The 19,339-nt window shown below is 48.8% G+C and carries 18 protein-coding genes; all 18 read right to left on the reverse strand.

Annotated elements, in window-relative coordinates:
* Positions 1 to 39: 39 nt before the first annotated feature.
* The 18 genes from ICC18_RS29115 to ICC18_RS29200 all read right to left on the reverse strand — a co-directional run bounded on the left by ICC18_RS29115 (position 40) and on the right by ICC18_RS29200 (position 19,298).
* Positions 40 to 1,278: an argininosuccinate synthase gene (locus ICC18_RS29115; RefSeq protein ID WP_188177930.1), complete on the reverse strand. Its 1,239-nt coding sequence runs from the start codon at positions 1,276 to 1,278 to the stop codon at positions 40 to 42.
* 89 nt (positions 1,279 to 1,367) lie between these two features.
* On the reverse strand, positions 1,368 to 2,327 hold the full coding sequence (gene argF / locus ICC18_RS29120; protein ID WP_188177931.1) for an ornithine carbamoyltransferase: 960 nt from the start codon (positions 2,325 to 2,327) through the stop codon (positions 1,368 to 1,370).
* Between the two features lie 26 nt (positions 2,328 to 2,353).
* Positions 2,354 to 3,556, reverse strand: coding sequence for an acetylornithine transaminase (argD, locus tag ICC18_RS29125; RefSeq protein ID WP_188177932.1), 1,203 nt, complete (start codon positions 3,554 to 3,556; stop codon positions 2,354 to 2,356).
* Positions 3,557 to 3,826: 270 nt separating this feature from the next.
* Positions 3,827 to 4,588 (reverse strand): acetylglutamate kinase, encoded by a 762-nt coding sequence (argB, locus tag ICC18_RS29130; protein ID WP_188177977.1) that lies wholly within the window; start codon positions 4,586 to 4,588, stop codon positions 3,827 to 3,829.
* Positions 4,589 to 4,644: 56 nt separating this feature from the next.
* Entirely contained in the window at positions 4,645 to 5,877 is a 1,233-nt protein-coding gene (argJ, locus tag ICC18_RS29135) for a bifunctional glutamate N-acetyltransferase/amino-acid acetyltransferase ArgJ (RefSeq protein ID WP_188177933.1), read from the reverse strand.
* A gap of 13 nt (positions 5,878 to 5,890) precedes the next feature.
* The gene (argC, locus tag ICC18_RS29140; protein ID WP_188177934.1) at positions 5,891 to 6,943 is read right to left on the reverse strand and encodes an N-acetyl-gamma-glutamyl-phosphate reductase; all 1,053 of its coding nucleotides are present in this window, start codon (positions 6,941 to 6,943) and stop codon (positions 5,891 to 5,893) included.
* 358 nt (positions 6,944 to 7,301) lie between these two features.
* Positions 7,302 to 8,144 carry a YitT family protein gene (locus ICC18_RS29145; RefSeq protein ID WP_188177978.1) on the reverse strand — a complete coding sequence of 281 codons (843 nt, stop codon included), beginning with the start codon at positions 8,142 to 8,144 and terminating at the stop codon, positions 7,302 to 7,304.
* A 157-nt stretch (positions 8,145 to 8,301) separates the two neighbouring features.
* Positions 8,302 to 9,421 (reverse strand): peptide chain release factor 2 gene (gene prfB, locus ICC18_RS29150; protein ID WP_188177935.1). Its coding sequence is split into 2 segments (ribosomal slippage): positions 8,302 to 9,348 and positions 9,350 to 9,421, totalling 1,119 coding nucleotides; the frame shifts between segments, so codons are not numbered across the junction.
* Positions 9,422 to 9,457: 36 nt separating this feature from the next.
* Positions 9,458 to 11,974: a preprotein translocase subunit SecA gene (gene secA / locus ICC18_RS29155; RefSeq protein WP_188177936.1), complete on the reverse strand. Its 2,517-nt coding sequence runs from the start codon at positions 11,972 to 11,974 to the stop codon at positions 9,458 to 9,460.
* Between the two features lie 432 nt (positions 11,975 to 12,406).
* Positions 12,407 to 12,955, reverse strand: a complete 549-nt coding sequence (gene hpf / locus ICC18_RS29160; protein ID WP_188177937.1) for a ribosome hibernation-promoting factor, HPF/YfiA family — start codon at positions 12,953 to 12,955, stop codon at positions 12,407 to 12,409.
* 165 nt (positions 12,956 to 13,120) lie between these two features.
* Positions 13,121 to 13,318 carry a cold shock domain-containing protein gene (locus tag ICC18_RS29165; protein ID WP_188177938.1) on the reverse strand — a complete coding sequence of 66 codons (198 nt, stop codon included), beginning with the start codon at positions 13,316 to 13,318 and terminating at the stop codon, positions 13,121 to 13,123.
* A 333-nt stretch (positions 13,319 to 13,651) separates the two neighbouring features.
* Positions 13,652 to 13,984, reverse strand: a complete 333-nt coding sequence (locus tag ICC18_RS29170) for a flagellar protein FliT (RefSeq protein ID WP_188177939.1) — start codon at positions 13,982 to 13,984, stop codon at positions 13,652 to 13,654.
* Positions 13,977 to 14,375 (reverse strand): flagellar export chaperone FliS, encoded by a 399-nt coding sequence (fliS, locus tag ICC18_RS29175; protein ID WP_188177940.1) that lies wholly within the window; start codon positions 14,373 to 14,375, stop codon positions 13,977 to 13,979. The genes ICC18_RS29170 and fliS overlap by 8 nt, the downstream gene beginning before the upstream one ends.
* Positions 14,376 to 14,403: 28 nt before the next feature.
* On the reverse strand, positions 14,404 to 15,921 hold the full coding sequence (fliD, locus tag ICC18_RS29180) for a flagellar filament capping protein FliD (RefSeq protein ID WP_188177941.1): 1,518 nt from the start codon (positions 15,919 to 15,921) through the stop codon (positions 14,404 to 14,406).
* An 11-nt stretch (positions 15,922 to 15,932) separates the two neighbouring features.
* Positions 15,933 to 16,328: a flagellar protein FlaG gene (locus ICC18_RS29185; RefSeq protein WP_188177942.1), complete on the reverse strand. Its 396-nt coding sequence runs from the start codon at positions 16,326 to 16,328 to the stop codon at positions 15,933 to 15,935.
* Positions 16,329 to 16,438: 110 nt separating this feature from the next.
* Entirely contained in the window at positions 16,439 to 17,017 is a 579-nt protein-coding gene (locus ICC18_RS29190; RefSeq protein ID WP_188177943.1) for an acyltransferase, read from the reverse strand.
* Complete coding sequence (locus ICC18_RS29195; protein ID WP_188177944.1) at positions 17,010 to 17,972, reverse strand: Gfo/Idh/MocA family protein; 963 nt, start codon at positions 17,970 to 17,972, stop codon at positions 17,010 to 17,012. Before ICC18_RS29195 ends, ICC18_RS29190 begins: the two co-directional genes overlap by 8 nt.
* Positions 17,973 to 17,981: 9 nt before the next feature.
* Complete coding sequence (locus ICC18_RS29200) at positions 17,982 to 19,298, reverse strand: nucleotide sugar dehydrogenase (RefSeq protein WP_188177945.1); 1,317 nt, start codon at positions 19,296 to 19,298, stop codon at positions 17,982 to 17,984.
* Positions 19,299 to 19,339: the final 41 nt, after the last annotated feature.

The raw sequence follows: 19,339 nt of genomic DNA on the forward strand, positions 1-19,339 counted from the left end.
TTTCCACGATGGGAAAGCCCGATTTCAAGAGCTATAGATTTATTTGTTCACGTTTTGCTGTACGCCTGAAGATACTTTCAAACGCAATGCGTTCAAGCGGATAAATCCGGCTGCATCGCCTTGGTCGTAAGCTTTGGAAGGATCCGCTTCCATTGTAGCGATATCCGGATTGTACAGGGATACCGGGCTTTTCACGCCGGCAGCCATGATATTGCCTTTGTACAGCTTCAAGCGCACTGTACCTGTTACGTTCTTCTGGCTTTCTTCCACCAGCGCCTGGATCGCCAAACGCTCCGGCGCGAACCAGAAGCCGTTGTAAACCAGCGTCGCGTATTTGGAGATCAGCGAGTCACGCAGATGCATCACATCGCGGTCCATCGTGAGCGACTCCATTTTGCGGTGAGCGGTGAAGAGAATCGTACCGCCCGGAGTTTCGTACACGCCGCGGCTTTTCATGCCGACGAAACGGTTTTCGACCATATCCACGCGGCCGATACCGTGCTTGCCGCCGATTTGGTTCAATGCTTCCATGACTTGCAGAGGCGTCATTTTTGCGCCGTTCAAGCCTACGCAGTCGCCTTTTTCGAAATCAAGTTCCAAGTATTCAGCTTGGTCCGGAGCATCCTCAGGGGATACGCTCAGTACGTACATATCTTTATTGGAATCTGCAGCCGCATCAAACCAAGGATCTTCCAACATGCCGCTTTCGAAAGAGATGTGCAGCAGATTGCGATCCGTCGAGTAAGGCTTCGCTGCCGATGCCGTAACCGGAATGCCATGCTTCTCGGCATACGCGATCATTTCCGCGCGACCCGGGAACTGCTCGCGGAATTCTTCCAGACGCCAAGGCGCGATGACGGACAGCTCAGGCGCCAGCGCCGCTGCTGTCAGCTCGAAGCGCACTTGGTCGTTGCCTTTGCCGGTTGCGCCGTGGGCAATCGCCGTAGCGCCTTCAGCGCGGGCAATCTCGACCATGCGTTTCGCGATCAGCGGGCGCGCAATGCTCGTGCCGAGCAGGTATTGCCCTTCATACAGAGCACCCGCTTGGAACATCGGGTAGATGAAATCCTTCGCGAACTCGTCGCGCAGGTCGTCGATGTAGATTTTGGAGGCGCCGGTTTTCAGCGCTTTTTCCTCCAGGCCGTTCAGCTCATCCGCTTGGCCGATATCCGCAGTAAAAGCAATAATTTCAGCGTCGTACGTCTCCTTGAGCCATTTCAGAATGACAGACGTATCCAACCCGCCGGAATAGGCGAGTACGATCTTTTCCTTAGCCATTTAACAATCTCTCCGTTTCTCCCATTGCTGGAATTAAAATTCTACTGAGCCTTTCCGACAACCATTATATGATTCTATCGGAAAGACTCCTATATCATCGTTGCGGCCATGATGGCCTTTTGCGCATGAAGACGATTCTCCGCTTGATCAAAAATAACCGAGTTCGCGCCGTCAATGACGCCTTCGCTCACTTCTTCGCCGCGATGTGCAGGCAGACAGTGCATAAACAGGTAATCCTGCTTCGCATACTTCACAAGCGCTTCGTTCACTTGATAATTCTTGAAGGCGATTTCCCGCTCCTTCTGCTCGGCTTCAAAGCCCATACTCGCCCATACGTCGGTGTAGACGATGTCGGCATTTTCGATCGCTTCACGCGGATCGGCGGTCACCACAATGCTGCCGCCCGTTTGCGCTGCATTATCTTTGGAGGTCTGAATCACTTGCGCATCCGGCATATAGCCCTCAGGCGAAGCGACGGCAAAGTTCATACCCAGCTTGCTCGCGCCCACCATAAGGGAGTGCACCATGTTGTTGCCATCCCCGATGTAAGCCACTTTGAGCCCAGCGAGCTTTCCTTTTTTCTCCAGAACAGTTTGATAGTCAGCCATGACTTGGCATGGATGGGCGAGATCCGTCAATCCGTTGATAACCGGCACCGTTGCGCCTCTGGCGAGATCGATCACCTTGCGGTGCTCGTAAGTACGGATCATAATGCCGTCGAGGTAGCGTGACAACGTCTGTGCTGTGTCCCACACCGTTTCACCGCGTCCAAGCTGAATGTCGTTCTTACTGAGGAACAGCGCTTGCCCCCCAAGCTGGTACATCCCGACTTCAAAAGACACGCGAGTACGCGTAGACGATTTTTCAAAAACCATGCCTAGCGTCTTGCCTTCTAGTATGCGATGCGGCACTCCTGCTTTTTGCTTGCGTTTGAGCTCGATGCCATAATGAATCAAATATTCGATTTCTTCCGTTGTATAATCGACCAAAGCAAGAAAATCTTTGCCCTTCAGCTGGGCAGCCAATTCTTCCTGTACGGTACTATTCATTTCATCCAACCTCTCTACTGTTAACTCTAACCCGCACTTGCTGCCGAAGCAGCAGCTTTCCGAGCGAGTACTTCGCACATGATGTCTAAACCTTTATCCAAGTCTTCCTGCGGGATCGTCAAAGCCGGCACTAAACGAATTACATTCGGACCAGCCGGAATAACCAGTACTCCTTGTTTATGAATTTCACTAATCATTTCGCCTGCAGGCTGGGTACATTCAATGCCGATCAACAAACCTACCCCGCGTACTTTCGCTACTAACGGATTGCCGGCGAGCTTGCTCTCAAGCTTCTCCACCGTGTAAGCACCCAGCTCAGCTGCGCGTTCAGGCAGTTTGTTAGCGAGCACCGTCTCGACAGCCGCAATACCCGCAGCCGTCGCAATTGGCGTTCCTCCAAACGTAGAACCGTGGCTGCCAGCGCTGAAGCCTTCCGCCAGATGCGCTTTGCCAAGCATAGCACCAATCGGGAAACCTGCGCCAAGACCTTTGGCCAACGTGAAGATGTCCGGTTCAATCCCATAATGCTCGTAAGCAAAAAGTTTACCCGTACGGCCAACGCCCGTCTGGATTTCATCCACGATGAGCAGCAGGTTTTCCTGCTTGCACAGGGCTGCAAGATCTTGAACGAACTGAGGGTCAGCCGGCAGTACGCCGCCTTCGCCTTGAATCATTTCGAGCATGATCGCACATGTTTTATCGTTCACAAGGCTGCGAACAGCCTCGATATCGTTGTAAGGGGCATACTTAAAGCCTTCTGGAAGCGGATGGAAGCCTTCCTTCACTTTATCCTGCCCTGTGGCGGTCAAAGTAGCCAGCGTCCGTCCGTGGAACGACATGTTGAACGTAATAATCTCGTAACGGCCGTTCTGCAGCACCTTTTGCGAATAACGACGCGCCAGCTTGATCGCCGCCTCATTCGCCTCTGCTCCCGTGGAACAGAAGAACACCGCGTCCGCACAGCTGTTATCCGTGAGAAGTTTGGCCAGCTTCTCCTGATTCGGAATGTGGAATAAATTGCTCACATGCCACAGCTGATCGAGCTGTTCCACCAGCTTTTCCTTCACTGCCTGAGGCGCGTGTCCAAGATTCGTCACCGCAATCCCGCTCATCAGGTCAATGTATTCCTTGCCCGTGTCATCCCACAGTCGGCTGCCTTCACCTTTCACCAGCGTAATTGGATATCTTGCGTAGGTTGGAAAGAGCGGGCTTTTTCCCGTTTCCGTCATGTACATTCCCTCCTTTATTGTAAAAAGAAATGCTTCGTCTTGCCTGATGTGCTCCTTAACGCTGAAAAACAGCGTTAAACCAGCTGTTACTTTCGATATTGCCCTTTTAACGCTGTTTTTCAGCGTTATTGGCCATATTCATACCGTGAATCAGCCATCTAATATGCTTTAACGATGAAAAACCGTCTTAAATCCACAAACACTCGCCATGCTCTATACCGCAACGCTGAAAAACAGCGTTAAAAACGTTGGCTGGCAAGCCGTTATCGGTTATCGTACAATGCGCGTGCCGATGCCCTCGCCCTTCAGCGCCTTGCTAAGCACTTGCGGCTCCGCACCATTCACGATGACAACTTCCTGCACCTTGCCCTGTATGCATGCAATCGCTGCGCGAACCTTCGGAATCATGCCTCCGTAAATCTCTCCGCTCGCGATCATGTCTTCAATCTGAGCCACGCTGACCACAGGCAGTACCTGCTTCTCTCCATTCATGATCCCGGGAACGTCCGTCACGACAATCATTCGCTCCACGCCCAAATGGGAAGCAACCGCGCCCGCAGCCGTGTCCGCATTAATGTTGTAGCGCTGTCCGCCATCCGAGCCAAGACCTACCGGTGCGATTACCGGGATATAGCCCATTCCCACGATGCCTTGTATCAGCTCCGCGTTCACCTTCGTCACGTCGCCGACAAGCCCGACTTCATGCGCATTGCTTACCGGCTGGGCTTCAATGAGGTGCCCGTCTACGCCGGACAATCCGAGCGCTGCTGCGCCTGTCAACTGAATGCGTCGCACGATCACTTTGTTGATCTGGCCGGAAAGCACCATCTCAACCACGTCGAGTACGGCTTCGTTCGTTTTACGCAGGCCATTCACGAACTCGGTCTCAATCCCCAGTTTCGTCAGCGTATCGGAAATCGCCGGACCGCCGCCGTGAACGATGACCGTGACGATGCCCTCGTCCTGAAGCTGCTTCATATCCTCGAAAAAACTACCCGGCAGAGCCGCTAACGTACTTCCGCCGCATTTCATTACAAAGCAATTATTTTTCACAGCTTCCGTTTCTCCTTTACCCGTAGAAGTCCAGATTAAGTCCGGTAAGCCGCATTAATCCGCACATAATCATATGTCAAGTCGCAGCCCCAGCCGGTTGCCTGGCCATTGCCCATATTTAAATTCACGTGAATTTGAATGGTGTCCGTTTTCAAATAAGCCAGCGCCGCTTCCTCGTCGAACTTCACCGGACGCGACTGTTCCAGAACGACGATGTCGCCCAAGCGAATATCGACGGTATCCACATTTACCGGCTGTCCCGAGTAGCCGACAGCCGCAATGATGCGGCCCCAGTTCGCATCGGCGCCGTATACGGCCGACTTCACGAGGCTTGAGCCGATGATCGACTTAACGATCTTGCGCGCCGCATCAACGCTCTCCGCGCCGACAACCGTCGTCTCGATCAGCTTCGTCGCACCCTCGCCGTCGCGTGCGATCGCCTTGGCGAGGTATTCGCCAACGTACTGCACGCCTGCGGCGAACGCTTCCCAATCCGGATGATCCGGTGTAAGCGCATCGTTCTCCGCGAGGCCACTTGCCATCACCACGACCATATCGTTGGTGCTCGTATCTCCGTCAACTGTGATCATGTTGAACGTGCTGTCCGTAATCCTGCCAAGCAGCTGCTGCAGGTATTGGCTTTCAATCTTGGCGTCGGTTGTCATAAAACCGAGCATCGTCGCCATGTTCGGGTGAATCATCCCCGAACCTTTGGCCGCACCGGCAATGTGGACTTCCTTGCCGCCAACGACAAGACGGACGCACGTCATCTTCTGTACGAGATCCGTGGTCAGGATCGCCTGGCAGAAGTCGTCGCCGCCGTCTGCCTTCACGCGCTGCGGCAGCTGCTCGATGCCGCTCAAAACCTTGCCCATCGGCAGCAGCTCGCCGATGACGCCCGTACTCGTCACGCCGACGTGGTGCTCCGCCACGCCTAGTGCCTTCGCAGCAGCGGTCCGCATCGTCCGCGCATCGTCCTCGCCTTGCTGACCGGTGCACGCGTTGGCGTTGCCGCTGTTGACGATCATCGCCTGCAGCTTGCCGTCTTGGGCGATGCTTTCCTGCGTCACGCGTAGCGGTGCCGCCTGAAACGCGTTCAGCGTGTATACGCCCGCCGCTGCCGCCGGCACATCACACACGATAGCGCCCAGATCGTGGCGCTCTGTTTTCTTCAAGCCGCAGTGCAGTCCGCCTGCGCGGAAGCCTTTTGGCGTCGTAACTGTGCCCTCCGGCACGACCGTGAATTTCCCCTGACCTGACACTGACATGTTCGCCCTCCGATTATGGATAAACTGGCGCGAACAACAGTCCTGTCGTCTCGTCCCAGCCCATCATGATGTTCAAATTCTGAATCGCCTGACCGGCAGCGCCTTTAACCACGTTATCGATGACCGACACGATCGTGACGCGTCCCGTCCGCTCATCCACCGAGAAACCGATATCGCAGTAGTTCGAACCGGATACTTCTTTGGTAGCAGGGGGTTTGCCGCTGCTGTTCCGGATCCGTACGAATTTACGTCCTTCGTAATACTGACGGTACAGATTCGTGAAGTCCTCAGCTGTATGCTCGCCGTTCACAGAAGCATACATCGTCGACATAATACCGCGCGTCATCGGCACCAAATGCGTCGTAAACGTCGTCACAACCGGCTTGCCCGCCACACGGCTAAGCGCCTGCTCGATTTCCGGAATATGTTGATGCTTATTCACTTTATAAGCCGTTAAATTTTCATTGGCTTCGGAGTAATGAAAGCCGAGATTCAAACCGCGACCCGCTCCGGATACGCCGGATTTGGCATCGATAATAATCGTCGAAGGATCGATCCAGCCCGCTTTTACTGCAGGAATGAGACCAAGCAGCGTAGCTGTCGGATAACATCCCGGGTTCGCAATGAGGTCTGCGCTTTTCACTTCATCCCCAAAAACTTCAGATAAACCATAAACCGCTCTTGCGATTGCCTCTTCAGGAGCTGCCGTGTGCTTATACCATTTTTCATAGTCAGCGCGTGATTTTAAACGCAAATCCCCAGAAATATCGATCACTTTCAGACCTGCTGCAAGCAGCTTTGGCGAAAGTTCCGCGCTAACCCCTGCAGGCGTAGCCAAAAATACGACATCCGCTTTGCCGGCAATCAACTCCACGTTTAGTTCGTCAAGTATATCAACCACAATCTCCTGCAAATGCGGAAAATGATCCGCTAACGGCGCTCCCGCATTGGAAGTCGAGATGACGGAAGTGATATTTACCTGTGGATGCGCCTGCAAAAGGCGAATTAATTCCGCACCGCCATAGCCGGTAGCCCCAATAATAGCCGCTCTAACCGAATTACTCATTAGAAATTCCCCCAAACGTCCCCAAAATATATGTATTATTATACAGTCGTATACATAATAATTCAATGAATTTTTTCACACTGCCATGTGCCCTCGGAAGGCTCCAAAATGAGCATCTGAGCGGTTTTTGTGCATTCGTAACGGATTTTTCCACGACCGTCTACCGTTCCTTTACAAGGTTACCTTTATTCAAATATGCAGTCGCCCATAGCAGTTATCTTATGTAATAGTTATATTATCCCAAATCCTGTACCCCTCTAGCAAATCCTACGCACCGCATAGAGGAATGACCAGATTTTTTATGCTAGAATCCAGCAAAATAGACGTACCTGCGTACGTCCGATTTATTATTTTAGGCTCATGCATGCCGCTTGAACCCTTCACCCAATACTTCATTCGTTTCGCTCAAAATGACAAAAGCCTGTGGGTCCACTGCACGGACCAGCGTCTTCAGACGCGTCACCTCGTTCTGCTTGACGACGACCATCATGACCGTTCGCGACTCTCCCGTATAGCCTCCATGCCCGTTAAGCTCGGTTAGCCCCCGATCCAAATCGTTCAAAATGGCCTTGCGCATGGCATCGGTCTTCTCTGAAATAATAAACGCCACTTTGGCATAATTAAATCCGAGCTGGACGATATCAATCGTTTTCGTCGTGACAAAAAGCCCGATCAGCGCATACAGCGCATTTTCCGGTGTGAACACGAGCGCTGAAGTTAAGATCACCAAACCATCGAAAATGGCCACAGAGAAACCTAAGCTTAACCCTGAAAATTTATGTAAAATTTGCGCAGCCAGCCCAAGCCCGCCGGTTGAGCCTCTTCCTCGGAATACGATGCCGAGACCTAATCCAACCCCAATACCTCCATAAACTGCAGCAAGTAAAGGGTTATGCGTTGGCGTCCCAATGTGAGTGGTTATAAATACGCATAACGGAAAAACAACGGAGCCCACCGCCGCTTTAAGCCCGAACTGTCCGCCCAGCAGCCATAGCGCCAGCAGGAAAATGGGGATATTCAGCCCCCACTGGATAATCGCCGGATTCAATCCGGTGAGATGCTGCGCAATTGTAGAAACTCCGGCTACTCCGCCGGATGCGATTTGGTTCGGATTGAGAAATGCATTAAAACTGGCTGCCATAATCAGCGAGCCCACAACTAGCAAAACATACTCAAAAACTGTATGCAAAGGGCTTCCCATAGGTAAACGCGGTTCTTTTCTGGGCACCGATGGCCCTCCTCTCACAAAAAAACCTACACCGTCAGGTGTAGGATGATCGTCTGGCAATGCTTGTATACGTATGCCGCCGATGGTAGGCAGCTGAGGCTGCGCGGTAATGCGCAGCCTCACTGAGAGCCTATTGTTGTTCTTCCGGTTTGCGAATTTGATGGCGGAGATAGGCGTCGATGAACACATCTAGATCACCGTCCATGACAGCACCTACGTTCCCAGTCTCTGCCGAAGTCCGATGGTCCTTAACCATACTATAGGGATGAAACACATAAGAACGGATTTGGCTGCCCCATGCGATATCCGACTGCTCACCGCGAATCTCGGCGAGCTGCTTCTCTTGCTCTTCGATCTTCTTCTCGTAGAGCTTGGATCGCAGCATCTTCATCGCTTTCTCGCGGTTCTTGATCTGCGAGCGCTCCTGCTGGCAGCTAACCACGACCCCCGTCGGCACGTGCGTGATCCGCACGGCCGAGTCCGTCGTGTTAATATGCTGACCGCCGGCGCCGCTGGCGCGATACGTATCGATCTTGAGATCCTCCGTACGGATCTCGATCTCCGTATCGTCTTCGATCTCCGGCATGACGTCGCACGACACGAAAGACGTGTGGCGGCGGCCGGATGCGTCAAACGGCGAGATCCGGACGAGCCGGTGCACGCCCTTCTCCGCCTTCAAGTAGCCGTAGGCGTTGAAGCCTGTTATTTGCAGCGTGACACTCTTCACGCCTGCCTCGTCCCCAGGCAAATAGTCGAGAACCTCGACTTTGTAGCCGCGCTTTTCCGCCCAACGGCGGTACATGCGCAGCAGCATCTCCGCCCAGTCTTGCGACTCGGTGCCCCCGGCACCCGGGTGCAGCTCGAGAATCGCGTTCAGCCGGTCGTACGGCTGACTGAGCAGCAGCTGAAGCTCGAAAGCTTCGAGCTTCTTTACGAGAGCCGCGATGCCGCCGGCAATCTCGGCGGCAAGGCTGGCGTCGCTTTCTTCCTCCTCGAGCTCGACCAGGACCATCAGGTCGTCGTACTCGGTGGAGAAAGCTTGGAACTGATCTACAACGCCTTTAATGGCGTTGAGCTCGGCGATGGTCTTCTGGGCCTTCTCGTTATCGTCCCAGAAGTCCGGCGCCGACATTTTTTCCTCAAAATCTCCGATCGCTTCCAGCTTATGATCTAAGTCAAAGAGACCCCCGTAATTCGGTTAGTCGCTTTGCTGTTTCTCTCAGGTCTTGCTTTACTTCTGGTTCCAGCATGTCTTACACCTCTTTTATTCTGGTTGTGCCTGGGGCTTAGCTGCCTTGTCCGTGGCACTGCTTAAACTTCTTGCCGCTGCCGCAAGGGCACGGATCGTTGCGTCCGATGCGCTGCTCGTCGCGTACGACCGGCTTTTTGCCGCCTGCTTCGTTCTTAGGATCGATCGCTTGACCTTCCGCTACCGCTTGACGCTCCAGGTTGCTTTGTACATGAGCTTTCATGATGTACATCGCAACTTCTTCACGGATGTTGTCGATCATCTCCTGGAACATTTCGAAGCCTTCAAATTGATACTCGCGAAGCGGATCGGTACCGCCATAAGCGCGAAGGTGGATACCTTGGCGTAGCTGATCCATCGCGTCAATGTGATCCATCCATTTGCTGTCTACCGCGCGAAGCGCCACGACTTTCTCGAACTCTCGCATGAATTCGGCGCCGATTTCTTCCTCACGCTCATCATAACGCTTGCTGACAAGGGCTTTAATATGATCAATAACCTCTTCCTGCTCTTTGCCCCATAGGTCTTGATCGGTAATATGCGATTCTTCGTTCAATAGATTATTATTGACGAAGTTCGCCACTTCTTGCAGTTCCCACTCTTCCGGAATTTGCTCTTCCGGGCAATGGGCTTTCACCACGCGCTCGATCACGGAGTTGATCATACCCTCGATGACTTCTCGGATGTTCTCGGACTCGAGCAGCTCACGGCGTTGTTTATAAATAATCTCACGTTGTTGATTCATGACATCATCATACTGGAGAACGACTTTACGCACGTCGAAGTTGTTGCCTTCCACCCGCTTCTGAGCCGATTCAACGGCACGCGTGATCAATTTGCTCTCGATCGGTTGATCTTCTTCCATACCAAGGCGATCCATCATTGCCATGATATTCTCAGCGCCGAAACGCTTCATCAGCTCATCTTCAAGCGAAAGGTAGAACTGAGAGGAACCCGGATCGCCTTGACGGCCCGCACGGCCGCGAAGCTGGTTGTCGATCCGTCTGCTTTCGTGGCGTTCTGTACCTATAATATGCAGTCCGCCCGCTTCATGTACACCTTCGCCCAGCATAATGTCCGTACCGCGTCCGGCCATATTCGTTGCAATCGTTACCGCACCGGGTTGACCCGCACGGGAAACGATTTCCGCTTCTTCGGCATGGTACTTCGCATTCAGTACTTTATGCTGCACGCCTTTGCGTTTCAGCATCTCGGAAAGACGCTCAGAGTTCTCAATGGACACCGTACCTACGAGAACCGGTTGGTTCTTTTTGTGGCGCTCTACGATTTCTTCAACTACCGCCTTGAACTTGCCGTTCTCTGACTTGTACACAACATCCGGCAAATCTTTACGAATCATCGGACGGTTGGTCGGAACGACGATAACTTCAAGACCGTAGATTTTCTTGAGCTCTTCTTCTTCCGTTTTCGCAGTACCCGTCATACCCGCAAGCTTGCGGTACATACGGAAGTAGTTCTGGAACGTGATTGTCGCCAGCGTCATGCTTTCGTTCTGCACTTGCAGCTGTTCCTTCGCTTCGATCGCTTGGTGCAGCCCATCACTATATCGACGGCCCGTCATAATACGGCCAGTAAATTCGTCAACGATCATTACTTCGTCTTCTTGCACGACGTAATCCACGTCACGTCTCATGATGAAGCGCGCTTTGAGCGCTTGCGTCACGTGATGGTTGATGGTTACATTTTGATGATCGAATAAGTTCTCTATGCCGAACGCACGCTCCGCCTTCGCTACGCCTTCCTCTGTCAGCGCTACGGCACGCACTTTGATATCAATCGTGTAATCCTCTTCTTCTTTCAGCTTGGACACAAAACGGTCGGCCGCATAGTACAAGTCTGTCGACTTGGCAGCCTGTCCCGAAATAATAAGTGGTGTTCTGGCCTCATCGACCAGGATAGAGTCAACCTCGTCAATAACCGCATAGTAAAGCGGGCGCTGAACCATTTGCTCTTTGTAGAGTACCATATTATCGCGCAGGTAATCGAAGCCGTATTCGTTATTCGTTCCATACGTAATATCACAAGCGTAAGCCGCTTGCTTTTCTTCATGAGACAGTTCGTGCAGATTAACCCCAACCGTTAGGCCAAGGAATTGGTAAATCTGGCCCATCTCCGCGCTATCGCGCTGAGCCAGGTAATCGTTGACCGTTACCACATGCACGCCTTTGCCCAGCAAAGCATTCAAATAAACAGGAAGCGTTCCTACGAGCGTCTTCCCTTCCCCTGTTCTCATTTCCGCGATACGGCCTTCGTGCAGCACCATACCCCCGATCAGCTGAACGTCATAATGACGTTTGCCGAGAACACGTTTAGCGGCTTCCCTAACCACCGCAAAAGCTTCCGGCAACAGATCATCCAGATCTTCGCCTTGCTCCAAGCGGTTTCTGAACTCTACCGTCTTGCCCTTCAGCTCTTCATCCGTCAGCGGCTGAATGCTGGCTTCCAGCTCGTTGATATGATCAACAGCTTTCAGCATCCGTTTAATTTCCCGATCATTGGAATCACCAAAAATCTTCTTCACAAGTCCTAGCATCGGTGAACCCCTTTCCCTTGCATTCGTATCCTTAAATTGTAACAGTTTGGCGGTCTTGCCGCAACAAACGCTCGTTTCTTATGGCTGTTTTTCCATTAACTACTACGAATATACGTATAATTTGCGCCATTGTTGCAAAAAGATAACATAACTGCTCATTTTTATAGTATGAAATCGATTATCGGATTGCATGCACAAAATACCCCACAAAGTGAAGTAGCACCTCTGAAGTATATTCCGTCCGCATTGAGCTTTGCTCAATCGGCGTCTAAACTTACCATTTATTTAGCGCTCATGCATCACCGAATTACTTCGATTAGAAGTTTAGACAATACTTTGTGGGGGCCCCAAAAAAAATAAAAAAAGCTTGACCGACCAAAGTCGAGCCAAGCCCTCTATTTCATCATCGTTTCCGGCCTCGCAGAGGCTCGTTTACATCGCCGGCTCTATCAGGCCATATTTGCCATCGTTACGTTTATACACGACGTTTACTTGATCGGTATCCATGTTGGAAAATACGAAGAAAGTATGGCCAACCATGTTCATCTGAAGAATGGCCTCTTCCACATCCATCGGCTTCAAGTTGAAACGCTTGTTGCGAACCAGTTCAAAATCTTCCTCTTCCTCCAAATACATCGTCGGTGAAGTTTCAATTTTAAATAAATCGCGCTTGCCGCCTTCCTGGCGAATTTTACGGTTAGCCTTCGTCTTATGCTTGCGAATCTGGCGTTCTAATTTGTCCACAACCAAATCAATGGACGCGTACATGTCATTATTGCGTTCCTCAGCCCGAAGCAGCACGCCTGCAAGCGGAATGCTTACCTCAATGGCTTGCATACCTTTGATCACGCTTAATGTTACATGCACATCTGATGTAAGGGGAGCTTCAAAGTACCTTTCTAGTCTCGTCAACTTCTTCTCGACATAGTCCCTGAGTGCTTCAGTTACTTCAAGGTGTTCTCCGCGAATGCTAATATCCATGTTCAACATCTCCCTTCCTCACTTACATTATACTACATTCCACCTCATCTTCAAAATTCCTTCATATTTCAATCTAACGATTTATATGCAAAAAAACACCCCGGAAATGCCTCCAGGGTGCTTTGATTACATTCGTGTATTCAAGCGGCTCTCTCAGCCGGATGATTATAATTTGCTAACGTTAGCTGCTTGCGGCCCACGTGCGCCTTCCACGATGTCAAACGATACAGATTGACCTTCCTCTAACGTTTTGAAACCTTCGGATTGGATCGCGGAGAAATGTACGAATACATCCCCACCGTCTTCGCGCTCGATGAAACCATAACCTTTTTCTGCGTTAAACCATTTCACTTTACCTTGCATGCCGTACACATTCCCTTCATTTTCAAATAATGTAAGCCCTTACTTTTCGACTATACCACCCGTCAGCTTGGCATGTCAATTTATTCCTTAACATATTGTTAAATTATTTGAAAATTCCGGTATACACATCCCGTGGATAAGTGAAAAATTTGTAGAACCTTGTCGTATCTAGCGCCTTTACAACTTATTCACAAAGTTATGCACAGGGTTGTGCACATTATCCACAGGTGGATGTTAAGAACTTTAAACCATACTCAATCCGCTTCTTTAAAATAAAAAAAAGGAATACAACGCAAGGTAAGTCGCTCACCTTTGTGTATTCCTTGATTCATTCTATTTTCTTTTATCGACGAAATGACTTTCAGACGAGTAATAAGAATTATATGCATTCTTGGTCTTCTGAGCATTGGAAAGTTTTGATATCTGTGACTCTGCCTCTGATTTATAAACAACCATCCGTTGTATAATGGTCAAGTCATGAGTTAAGATTTTCTGTATTCTTTCGCGTTGAGCTTCAGATGGAACAGAAGTCGAGAATTGACCTAGTTCACTAATAAGCTCGTCTCTATTCTCAACAAACTGCTCTAAAGCTTCCCACTCAATTGAGTCTATTTGCTGCAGGACATCAGCGGTTAGCTGTTCCAACTTTGCAATAACTTCATCCATTTTTTACACCGGAAGCCGTTTGCATAGTAACTAATTTCGATGCTTGAATCCAGGTTTCTTTCAGTTCAATCAGGTGCTGTACAACCTCTTGGGCTTGTTCTGGCGTTTTCTGAATATTTGATTCCATCAAACGATATACGAAATACTCGTATAACTTCAGCAATCCTTCGGCAATATCAGCGTTCCTATCCAGAGATAAAGATAATTCCTGGATAATTTCCTGTGCCCTACACAAATTTCTATTTGCTTCTTCATAGTTATTTTGATTAATAGCTTCGATACCGAACTTGCAAAAACGAATGGCCCCATCGTAAAGCATGATTAATAATTGGGACGGCCCTGCTGTCTGAATTGTAGTCTCCAAATATTTGTTTCGCTGAGCATTGAGCATTCGTATACACTCCTAACTTTCATTACTGTCAACCAAACTGCTTCGCTAGGTTGGCGGATTGTGCATTTAATCTGTTAATTGCCTGTTCCATAGCAGTAAATTGCCGATAGTATCTGTTTTCAATATCAATCAAACGACTGTTATATTTATCAATCTGCTGTCCTAGTTCATTCATTTGCTTACCAAGAATGCTGGTATCATTCAATATGCTAGATACACCAGTACGATCTTTAATGTCATCTAAAGCGTTTTGAAATGTTGTGTACATTCTTTCAGCAATTCCCACATCAGAGCCGTTTGATCCCTCCACGCCATTGGCAGTAAATAAAGCTGTAACTGCATTCGGATCTTCTTCAAGGGCTTTTCTCAACTTCGCCTCGTCATTGAGATATAGCTTTCCCTTCTCTGAGTATAATCCTGTTTCAATTCCAATGGAGCTTAAAGTATTATACTTAGAACTTCCTGTATCTACTTTTCCTGAAGCGGCATAACGCATTTCTGAGATCGTTCTTGTCAATATGGAATCATTTTTCAGCAGTCCGCTTTTCGCTTTTTCTTCCCATAGCTTGATATCATTTTCCTGCATGTCTTTCTTTTGTTCGTCCGACAGAGGCGTATAGTCCCGATACTTCGACTCCCCTACTTTGTCCTGGAGAGATTTGAGCATTTCATTATAGTCTTTGATAAATCCCTTGATCGACTCAATGACTTTGTCAGTATCGGATGTGATATTGATTACAGTGTCAGTTGCTCCGCTTTTCGCTTTCAATGTGAGTTCGACACCATTAACTGTAAGGACATTACTACTTGATGTTGTCTCAATTCCATTAATAAACGCCTTGGCATCGACTCCTTGGGTGGAGTCAACAGTCGGAGTATTACTTGCCGTATCAACCTTTAAGACATTCTGGAGAAAACCGTTATCATCCACAAATTGGATGTGTCCTGTTCCATTAATGAGACCCGTCTCTTTGGATGAAAAGGACACCTTACCATTGCTGTAATAAGCTGTCACTTTAGCGGAGCTACTGTTAATCCGGGATATTATATCATTTAACGAGTCGTTATTACGATTAAAGCTAATGTCAGTGCCATTAATTTTTATCGTGTAATCATCCTTTGTTAGATCACCGGACAGATCAGCATCTTCGTCCACTAACTTCTTGCTGGGATCAAAATTAGTTAAAGGCACATTCCTGATATCACCTGTGCTCCACTTCATCGCAGCCACAGCGACGGTATCTACTTTTACATTTAACGTTCCTGTTGAAGCGGTACCCGTAGCCTTTGCGCTCAAAACAGACGAATCTCCCGTAGTATCCACTTTTTTGGCGGTTAAGGTTGATTCCTTCTTAAACTCAAACAATTTGTTATTTCTGAAATCATACAACTTTGTATTTAGTTCCAGGTAGCTTTCTCGCTGCCATATCGTTGTCTGTCTTTTTTGGGTCAGCTTATCAACGGGAATACGATGAGCTTTCATTAATTCACTGATCATCGTATCAGTATCCATACCAGAAGCCAGTCCGCCAATTCTAAAGACCATGTTTCTTCCCCCTATCTTTTTTCGTCAACTAACAAGCCAGCCATCTCCCAAACCTTGGCCAGAAAATCGAGACTTTTCTCAGGGGGAAGTTCTCTGATGACCTCGCCACTCTCCCGATCCTTGACCTTCACCATAATTTTTTTCGTTTGATCATGAATTGAGAATTCCAAAGATGTGGAAGTGCCCTCCATCGCTTTGATAGCCCTTTCGACGGCACGAATTAATTGCTCGTCACTGATTGTAATTTGGTCTCCTTGTAACTCGGCTTGTCTCATTTCTTTAACCGAATGAATGGAAGATACCGTCTCTGTTTGGGAATATGTTGTTTTCACTTTAGATTCCGGTACAGTCCGTTCCGCACCAAGCGATCTGATTACTTCTCCGCCAATGGACATGTCTGAACTCATATTGAGAACCCTCCACACTGATATAGTCGTACTACTTATATCGGCAGCAACAGGAGGATGTTTTAGATTGAATTTTTAATAAACTTAAATTTTTCCATTAACATGAATCCTTATAGGAGTTGAGTTGCTTTTCCATCAGTCAGCATATAAGATCTGCCACATCCACATTTCGAGTTCATTTGAGAATCAAATGTGAGTCGCTCCCCGCAATCGCACACCCATCCGATGATCTTAGCCGGCACACCCGCCACTAGCGCATAATCAGGAACATCTTTTGTCACAACTGCTCCTGCGGCGACCATTGCTGATTTACCAATGGTACCTCCACAGACAACCGTAGAGTTAGCTCCAAGGGACGCACCTTGTTTAATAAGTGTTGGTAAGTAGGCCTCACTGGTATTTCGGGGAAATGCAGAACGCGGCGTCTTTACATTGGTAAACACCATGCTCGGACCGCAGAATACGTCATCTTCCAGAATAACCCCTTCGTATAAGGAGACGTTATTTTGAATTTTGACGTTATTGCCTACTTTAACGTTACTTGCAACAAATACGTTTTGCCCCAAATTGCAGCTCTCTCCAATGACTGCACCGCTCATAATGTGAGAGAAGTGCCAAATTTTCGTGTTCTTGCCGATTACAGCCCCCTCGTCGACAACAGAAGAAGGGTGAAGGAAATATTCACTCATCGCGGTTCAATCCTTTCAAACTTTTTGAAGCTTCCTCCAAAATGCGGATAACCTCCAAACCATTGGCCCCATCAGAAATAGGCTGTTTCCTCTCGGTAATACACTCCAGAAAATGTGCACATTCCAACTTTAAGGGCTGATCAGCCCCCTCAAACACAACTTCGCATCCATCGTCCCAATTAGAAAGATCGGAGCGAACTCCTTTACGGTGTAGCGTGACAGTTTGCCGCTCTTCGTCATAAACCAGCATTCCGCAGTCCCCGACAGCAACCAAGCGGCGCCTTAATTCAGGCCAAAGCCAGGAGGTATGCAAATGCGCTGAAATTCCATTGTTAAACGACAGGTGCAAATATACATCATCTTCAATATCCAATTGAAGTATCGCCTGGCCGCTGACCGATAAAGCTCTAGGCGGTTGTCCGATCAAATAGAGAAACACTGCAATATCGTGCACGCCGAAGCTCCACAGCACATTTTCGACAGATCGAACCCTGCCTAGCTTCATCCGTTCCTGATGAAGAGATTTCAAAGCGCCGATCACGCCTTGATCTATCAATGACTTCATCTTTTGGATTGCCGGTTGATACATCAGCAGGTGCCCTACCATTAAGATGCGCTGATGTCGTTCTGCAATGGCTATAAGTTCGTTGGCATCGTGAGAAGAGAGTGTAATCGGCTTTTCCACAAACACATCCTTACCTGCTTCCAGGGCATAAACAGCAACTTCATAATGAGTATGCGCAGGTGTAGCAATGACAACACCCGCAGATTCCGTTTTCGCAATCGCTTCTTTATAGTCTTCATACAGTGGAATATCCGGGTAGTTAACGGATAAACTTTCCCGCAAGCCTTTATCGAACTCGGCCACAGCGGCAAGAGCATGTAATTCATTAAATGTACGAACCAGGTTCTTCCCCCACTGACCCGCTCCGATCACGATAACTCGCTGCCCCATATAGTCTCCTTATAACCGGTATATTTTGCTACCAATCGTTCTTCGATCCTTCAATGCGTTCCGTGTATCGAAGATCACCTTGGAATGTTGCGCAATCATTTCGTAGTTAAAATTGGTATGATCTGTCGTAATGACCACAACATCGGCCGCCTCTAGGTTATCAACCATAAGCGGAACCCCTTCATATTTCCTTCCGCGATAAGCAAACCCTGAGATATGAGTGTCACTAAATATAACTTTAGCTCCCTTCTTCTCAAGAATATCCATAATTTTGAGGACCGGGGATTCACGGAAATCGTCTATATCTTTTTTGTAGGCTACACCCAGCAAGTAAACAGTCGATCCTTTAATTGGCTTGGTTTCTTCATTAAGAATCTGACTTATTCTCTCTACTACAAACTCAGGCATACTATTGTTAATCTCACCAGCGACTTCAATCAATCGCGTGTGATAATTGTATTCACGTGCTTTCCATGTTAAGTACCAAGGATCGATCGGGATGCAGTGACCACCAAGTCCCGGACCAGGATAAAATGCCATGAATCCGTATGGCTTGGTTTTCGCCGCATCGATTACTTCCCAAACATCAATACCCATTCTGTCGCATAGTATAGCCATTTCGTTGGCGAGGGCAATATTAATGTTACGGAAAGTATTCTCCAGTATTTTTTCCATTTCCGCCACAGCTGGTCGCGAAACCCGGTGCACCGCACCTTCAAGCACTTGTTCGTATAAAGTAGCCGCAACTTCTGTACATGCAGTTGTCATGCCCCCCACGACCTTCGGGGTATTCTTCGTGTTGAAATTTTTATTACCTGGATCTACCCTTTCAGGGGAGTACGCAAGAAAGAAATCAGTGCCGCACTTTAGGCCGCTGCTTTCAAGAATGGGCTTTACCACTTCTTCCGTCGTGCCAGGGTAGGTAGTACTTTCCAACACAACTAACATACCAGGACGCAAATATTTCGCAATCTGCTCCGTAGACGATTTAACGTAGCTAATATCAGGCTGCTGGTATTCATCAAGTGGAGTTGGGACACAAATCGCTACCACATCAAGATGATTAATTTCGCTGTAATCGGTTGTTGCACGTACACGCCCATCTTTGACCAATTCTCTTAGTTCGTCTTCTACTACATCGCCGATATAATTAATACCTTGATTGACCATATCGACACGATTTTGCTGCACGTCAAACCCAATAACATGATAACCGGTTTTTGCTTTTTCGACAGATAAAGGCAACCCCACATAACCAAGACCAATAACACCGAGAACGGCCGACCTGTCGTTCAGCTTTTCAAGTAATTTCTTATCGATGTTCATGAGTTCTCCTTTATGGCCTTTCACGGCTATTTTAAATTTAG

This window comes from Paenibacillus sedimenti (assembly GCF_014534655.1).
GTDB classification, from domain to species: Bacteria; Bacillota; Bacilli; order Paenibacillales; family NBRC-103111; genus Paenibacillus_E; species Paenibacillus_E sedimenti.

Bases quoted from the DNA above. Each gene is read 5' to 3' on its own strand.
- ICC18_RS29115 (WP_188177930.1), bottom strand. From the start codon at position 1,278: ATGGCTAAGGAAAAGATCGTACTCGCCTATTCCGGCGGGTTGGATACG.
- argF (WP_188177931.1), bottom strand. From the start codon at position 2,327: ATGAATAGTACCGTACAGGAAGAATTGGCTGCCCAGCTGAAGGGCAAA.
- argD (WP_188177932.1), bottom strand. From the start codon at position 3,556: ATGACGGAAACGGGAAAAAGCCCGCTCTTTCCAACCTACGCAAGATAT.
- argB (WP_188177977.1), bottom strand. From the start codon at position 4,588: ATGAAATGCGGCGGAAGTACGTTAGCGGCTCTGCCGGGTAGTTTTTTC.
- argJ (WP_188177933.1), bottom strand. From the start codon at position 5,877: ATGTCAGTGTCAGGTCAGGGGAAATTCACGGTCGTGCCGGAGGGCACA.
- argC (WP_188177934.1), bottom strand. From the start codon at position 6,943: ATGAGTAATTCGGTTAGAGCGGCTATTATTGGGGCTACCGGCTATGGC.
- ICC18_RS29145 (WP_188177978.1), bottom strand. From the start codon at position 8,144: ATGGGAAGCCCTTTGCATACAGTTTTTGAGTATGTTTTGCTAGTTGTG.
- secA (WP_188177936.1), bottom strand. From the start codon at position 11,974: ATGCTAGGACTTGTGAAGAAGATTTTTGGTGATTCCAATGATCGGGAA.
- hpf (WP_188177937.1), bottom strand. From the start codon at position 12,955: ATGGATATTAGCATTCGCGGAGAACACCTTGAAGTAACTGAAGCACTC.
- ICC18_RS29165 (WP_188177938.1), bottom strand. From the start codon at position 13,318: ATGCAAGGTAAAGTGAAATGGTTTAACGCAGAAAAAGGTTATGGTTTC.
- ICC18_RS29170 (WP_188177939.1), bottom strand. From the start codon at position 13,984: ATGGATGAAGTTATTGCAAAGTTGGAACAGCTAACCGCTGATGTCCTG.
- fliS (WP_188177940.1), bottom strand. From the start codon at position 14,375: ATGCTCAATGCTCAGCGAAACAAATATTTGGAGACTACAATTCAGACA.
- fliD (WP_188177941.1), bottom strand. From the start codon at position 15,921: ATGGTCTTTAGAATTGGCGGACTGGCTTCTGGTATGGATACTGATACG.
- ICC18_RS29185 (WP_188177942.1), bottom strand. From the start codon at position 16,328: ATGAGTTCAGACATGTCCATTGGCGGAGAAGTAATCAGATCGCTTGGT.
- ICC18_RS29190 (WP_188177943.1), bottom strand. From the start codon at position 17,017: ATGAGTGAATATTTCCTTCACCCTTCTTCTGTTGTCGACGAGGGGGCT.
- ICC18_RS29195 (WP_188177944.1), bottom strand. From the start codon at position 17,972: ATGGGGCAGCGAGTTATCGTGATCGGAGCGGGTCAGTGGGGGAAGAAC.
- ICC18_RS29200 (WP_188177945.1), bottom strand. From the start codon at position 19,298: ATGAACATCGATAAGAAATTACTTGAAAAGCTGAACGACAGGTCGGCC.